The sequence below is a fragment of the Pedobacter sp. 01N416 genome (genome assembly GCF_056399685.1).
Map to the genome: position 1 here is coordinate 1 of NZ_JBFTRT010000434.1, position 4,468 is coordinate 4,468.

Here is a 4,468-nt window from a genome sequence, read left to right on the forward strand (position 1 = left end):
ATGTTTGTGCAACCGAAGACTGCAAAGGAATGGGAACAATACATGTTGTCGGAAGAACAGGTTTCTTTTTTTAAGGAAAATGGATATCTCAAGGGAATTAAAGTCCTGACAGAAGAACAAGTAGATATACTCAATGAGGAACTTGTAAAATTACAGTCCATAAGTCAGGAGGAGAAAAAATTATTTTACCACTATGAAAGTAATGAATCCGAAGATCCCAGCAAGGTGCTCTTTCACGCTATTGGTGGCTGGCGTGTAACTCCTGGTTTTCATGATTTATTCTGGGCACCAGCGTACCGCATGGCAGCCTATCAATTACTGGGGCAATCCTTTAGACTTTTTCATGATCAATTGTTTTGTAAACCGGCTAAGCATGGGGGAGTAGTGGCATGGCATCAGGATTTTTCGTATTGGACATTTACAAAACCAATGCATCATCTCACTTGCTGGATAGGTTTAGATGATGCAAATGTAGAAAATGGCTGTCTCTATTTTGTTCCCGGAAGTTATAAATGGGGCTTGCTTCCTATTACCGGATTAACCGGTGATATGGATGCGGTAAGGGAAATTTTAAATAAAGAACAATTAGTGCAATTTGATAATAGAATAGCTAATGAATTACCGAAAGGTTATGCTAGCTTTCATCATCCCCTTACCATGCACGGATCTTATGCAAATACTTCAGATCGTTCCAGAAGAGCTATTGTTCTTAATGCGATGAACTATAATACATTAGGAAACACAGCGGGCTACAGCAGGTTAGAAGCCTTAAAAAGTTTTCCGCCTATGGAACAGGATCAGGTACTAGATAGCAAATTTTTCCCTCTTTTGTTTGATGGGGATAAAGAATTGGAAGCTTTAGGGAAAAACATTCCCAAAGTTGATTATATGGAACTCTATGATAATCAATAATTAAATAGATTGTATTTGCTTTTCAATGTTGCATATGAAGTAGACACCGCCTTGTTCCGATAAAGGTAATAAACTGCATTTATTACTAAAGCCACTAGAGTAACTCTGCAAGGTGAGAGGTAAAACTTATCTTTTCTCTTAATGCAAACGTTCCGGTAAGTTTTATACTGGAATAAATTGATGAAGCTAACACATAATTCTTAAAACAACACCAGTAAACCTCCGAGGTGATTAACAGGGAAACAATTTACTATAGTTAACAATAAACTAACTTTTTTACTGAATGCTTATACACCCGCAAGTTTTATACTTCAGTAAAAATTACATGCTATAAAAAACACTTAGGTAATGAGATACATCAAAAAGAATTTAACGCTTAAAAATTATATGAGTATGTTGGGCTTTGCACTAACATTACTGTTTTTAAGCACTATTAGTATTAATGCAACTTTAGCTCAATCTGTTCCTCAATCTTTTGAATGTAAGGTTCAGCCCTATTATAAACACCGTAAAGACGGCAAACCAGGGCGTGCAATTACCCTCGTTTTTAAAGGGTTAAAACGGTCGGGTTCTGCTAAAATAAAGGTAGAATGTAATTCGGTTATCGAAGAAACCCCCATTAATTCTATGGAGAGTGTCGATTCCTTGTCGGTACTATTACCCGATGGTGCTGGTGTAAACAAGATGTGCCAGGCCCGAATTTCGGTAATTACTTCAACAAACCAATTAAGCCAATCAGTATTGGTTCCTGCAAAACGCCAATGGACGGTTTATATATATCCCCATTCTCATGTTGATATAGGGTATACGGGAACGCAGGAATTTGTTCAAAAACTACATATCCGTAACTTAGATGTTGGTATCGACATTGCAAAAAAGACCCAAAATTACCCAGAAGGGGCTCGTTTTGTGTGGAACCCTGAAGCAAGTTGGGTAACAGAGGGATACTTGAAAAAGGCTACATCAGAGAAAAGAAAAGCTTTTATTGACGCGGTTAGAAAGGGTTGGGTGTGTTTGGATGGCAGTTATGGCAATACAAATACGAGTACGTGCTCTGATGAGGAATTACTTCGATTATTTCATACTTCCAATGAAATTCAAAACATTACTGGTGTTCCGATAAAGACAATGGTGCAAATGGATGTTCCCGGAGCTGGCTGGGGTATAACTCAGGCAGCGTTTCAAAATGGTATTCGAGGTTTTTTTAGTTTTCCTAATCACGTTGGTCGAATAGGGACGATTAGGCAGGCATGGGAGCATAAGCCATTTTATTGGGTTTCGCCAGATGGAAAATCTAAAATTCTATTCTATCAGGCATATCCCTATGGCTATGGTTATAACTTAAAAGGCTCGAAAGAGAACCTTGCCTTAATACAAGGACATAGCCCTGGTGATGGACCTGATCGTTTTACGAGTAAAGACCCTACGGCTAATTTTGTCGATCCATTTATTTTTGATGAAACTGCCAAGTTAGAGGCTGATCAATCGCCTTATAATATGTATGTAATGACCTGGTCATTGGCAGATAATACACTAATTGATGCAGATTTGCCAGATGCTGTTCGCGCATGGAATGAAAAATATGCCTATCCTAAATTAGTAATATCAGGTGCACAAAGAATTTTAAATGACTTTGAAAGCCGCTACAGTACAATAATCCCAGAAGTAAAAGGAGATTACACCGAATACTGGACAGATGGATTGGGTTCGGACGCACTACGTGTGGGCATGAAACGTCGTGCCACTGAAAATTTGGTGCAAATGGAGACCGCATGGTCTATACTAGACTATAAAAAGCCTTCTCCGAAAAAGGAAATTAACGAATCATGGGAAAATGTGCTGTTGGGATCAGAACATACATGGGGATATTCAGACCCTGCAGCGCCTATGGCCAAACAAATTGAGCAAACCAAAGCTTCCTATTTTGAAAATGCACTCAAAACAAGCAATGAACTTTTAGCAGAAACATTCAAAGAAATAAAAAAGCCTGAAAGTAATAAGTTTGCTATTTTTAACACGCTTTCTTGGGAAAGAGGGGGGCTGGTTACACTCTCGAAAGATCAGAGTAAAAGTGGTGATCGGGTACTAAATGAAAAGGGGCAAGAGGTGCCGTCACAAAGACTTTCAACTGGCGAACTTGTTTTTTCTGCTGATAGAATTCCAGCACTTGGTTCAGCGCTTTTTACCATTGAACAGGGGAAACCTGGCCAACAGCCTGGCGAGTGTCGCATAGTAGGAGATACACTTTCAAATGGTACGTTTTCTGTTGCAATTGATCCAAAAACTGGGGATATTTCGAGCTTAATTAATCTTGCTACTAAACAGGAGTACGTGGATAAAAGGTCGAGATATGGTTTAAACAGTTATCGTTATTTATTGGGTGAAGATGCTTCTAATAGAGCACTACAGCCTTACAATATTGTACTTAAGGTTAAGGAAAAAGGTCCCCTGGTGGTATCAATCATCGTAGAATCAAATGCACAGGGTTGCAAATGGCTTACAAGAGAAATTAGAGTCGTTAAGGGACAACCGTGGATAGATCTAACGAATTCATTCGACAAAATAAGTACGCGTGTGAAGGAGGGGATTCATTTTGGATTTGCTTTTAATGTTCCTAATGGTACCACACGTATGGATATACCTTGGGGGATTATGACACCAGAATTTGATCAAATTCCGGGGGCAAACCGTAATTGGTTGGCATTTCAGCATTGGGTTGACATTTCAAATGATCAAACTGGCATTACCTGGACGGCTATTGAAGCTCCTCTGATTGAGTTTGGAGATTTAACCGCAAATATTTTGGGCGATGCCTTAAAAAGTAAATGGTTAAAAACAATTCCTAAAACACAAACGCTTTTTTCTTGGGCTTTAAATAACCATTGGTATACCAACTTCCCGCTCGAGCAAGGGGGGATTATTGATATGCATTATGGGGTTTTTCCGCACGGGCCATATGATGCTGTGGCTGCAAATCGCTTTGGGATGGAACAAAACCGTCCCTTACTTGCAGTGCCGGTTGAAGGAAAGCAAGTGGCGAAAAGCTGGGTTAATATTGGAAATCCGAAAGTATTTGTTACGATGTTAAAACAAGGTGATGATGGAAAGGGGATGATCTTGAGACTTCGTTCTGTGTCGGATAAACCCGAAGGTGTTGATTTGAAATGGACCAATGGTAGACCTAAAAAACTGTATTCATGCTTGGCGAATGAAAAGCGTGGTGCAGAAATAAAGGCTGATCAAACCATGCTACCGTTTGGAACAATTAGCTACTATTTTGAAATGTAATATTCAACAAGATGTGCCAGAATTGGCTAAATTGATAGGCAAAGAAAAAATAGGTTTCGGGACAAAAAGTGTAAACTACTTATGCCAGTTGGATCGTGGCGTAGAGTGACTCTTCGCGAATTTATTTATTAACCATCCGAAATATTAATGATCCACTTTTTAAGCAACACTTTTCGCGCTTTCCTTTTTGTACTAATTTTCTTTTTTTTATCGGACATTAGTGAATTAAAATACAAAAAATAAATTAAGGGAAGAAAAACCTCCGGAT

At 38.8% G+C, this 4,468-nt stretch carries 2 protein-coding genes; both read left to right on the forward strand.

The genetic code is table 11. The annotated features are described in order from the left end of the window. On the forward strand, positions 1-912 hold a 912-nt coding region (locus AC1DND_RS20730), incomplete at its 5' end, for a phytanoyl-CoA dioxygenase family protein (protein ID WP_477584534.1). Between the two features lie 348 nt (positions 913-1,260). Further along, a complete protein-coding gene (locus tag AC1DND_RS20735; RefSeq protein WP_477584535.1) occupies positions 1,261-4,200 on the forward strand; it encodes a glycoside hydrolase family 38 N-terminal domain-containing protein in 2,940 nt (979 codons plus the stop codon). The last annotated feature ends 268 nt before the right edge of the window (positions 4,201-4,468 follow it).

What these genes read in the sequence shown, in the direction of transcription:
- AC1DND_RS20735 (WP_477584535.1), top strand. Translation starts at nt 1,261, where the DNA reads ATGAGATACATCAAAAAGAATTTAACGCTTAAAAATTATATGAGTATG.